Source organism: Ligilactobacillus equi DSM 15833 = JCM 10991, from assembly GCF_001435735.1.
GTDB classification, from domain to species: domain Bacteria; phylum Bacillota; class Bacilli; order Lactobacillales; family Lactobacillaceae; genus Ligilactobacillus; species Ligilactobacillus equi.
In genome coordinates, this window is the sequence record NZ_AZFH01000133.1 from 587 (window position 1) to 1,108 (window position 522).

General features: G+C 35.8%; 1 protein-coding gene. It reads left to right on the plus strand.

Annotation, left to right across the window (positions count from 1 at the left end; all coding sequences use genetic code 11):
• A partial coding sequence (locus tag FC36_RS07585) for an LPXTG cell wall anchor domain-containing protein (RefSeq protein WP_202813097.1) occupies window positions 1–522 on the plus strand: 522 nt, incomplete at both ends.

The window sequence follows — 522 nt, forward strand, 5'->3', positions numbered from 1 at the left end:
CAACTTTAACAACCACTGGTACGTATACGCATTAACAGACATTGACCTTGGTAATGGGCAAAAGGTAACTAAGAATACTGATATTTCTCGTTACTTTGACTACAATTACAATGATAAGGATTCTGTTGTAACTGTTTTTGCTACTAAGGCATTTAAGGACATTCTTAACAACTATAACAAAGACCAACAAGTTCAATTCCAAACATTAATTGAAGTTAATCGTCAAGGTTACGGTGTGGTTAAGAATACCTTTATTGAATACCACAACAAGGCAAAACAAAACAGTAATACTGTTGAAACCGTAACTTACAAGCCTATTACGCCACAAGCTTCTAAGGTTGTAACTGTCGGACGAGAAACTGTTGATGGCTTAACTAAGGTTGTTAATGACTCTGAAAAAACTGTGATCCAAGGTGATACTGTTTCTTACACCCTTAACGGTCAACGCTTAGAAGAAAACCACGCAATGGTTGATTCTTTAACTTATGTTGATGACTTTGATAAAGATGTAACCTTCTCTGG